At 67.3% G+C, this 694-nt stretch carries 1 pseudogene; it reads right to left on the bottom strand.

Going from position 1 to position 694, the window contains the following annotated elements:
- Positions 1-122: 122 nt before the first annotated feature.
- Positions 123-694 (bottom strand): annotated as a pseudogene (locus tag ABEA06_RS13495) (transposase); the annotation flags it as partial.

Raw genomic sequence — 694 nt, 5'->3', positions numbered from 1 at the left:
GGCCGGCGGCCGATATCCCGGATCGGCACTGAGCCGTTTTTTGGCGTGACGTGGTGGCCGGCCTCGCTACCGGTGGTGTTCCATTGATGTTCTTTCGGTTGTGCCGATGCCCGGCGGGTGGAGAGCCGCTCGAATCCCTGTTGCCAGGGCCAGGTCTCGGGCAGGCGCATCCGGATCCTGCGGGCACTGGAAGCAATCCGGGCCGGCAGATTCACGAGCCTGGCCCGGATGGTCCCGGTCCGGGCCCGGGTGAACTCTCCGGCGGCGAGGGTCCCGGCGGTGCGGGTCAGGTTGTAGGCCATCACCGCGCAGACCAGCCAGGCGCCGTTGGCCCCGAAATGTCCGGAGGGCAGGTGGGCCAGGGCGCTGTCTTTCAAGTCGGCGTTGACCTGCTCGATGAGCGCGTGGCCCCGGTGGGTCTGGTCCGCGGTCACCGTGTCCAGCACCTCCGGGTCGGTGGTGGTGAAGAAGGCGTGGAAGCGGTGGGTGTCGAACAGTGTCGGCTGGTTGGTGTCCTGGGGGTTCAGTTCCGGGATTCGGCGCACCACCAGTCGACCGGGGACCCGTTCGGTTTTTTCCTTGAGGTGAACGCGGTGAAGGGGACCTCGGCGACCTCCGCCTTGGAGATCCACGTGCCGGTGTCCTCGTCGAAGATCGCCTGCGGGTACCTGATGCCGGTCCACGCTTTCTCGTC

This window comes from Kocuria gwangalliensis (genome assembly GCF_039544365.1).
Classification (GTDB): domain Bacteria; phylum Actinomycetota; class Actinomycetes; order Actinomycetales; family Micrococcaceae; genus Kocuria; species Kocuria gwangalliensis.
This window is presented reverse-complemented; position numbering and strand designations above follow the sequence as displayed.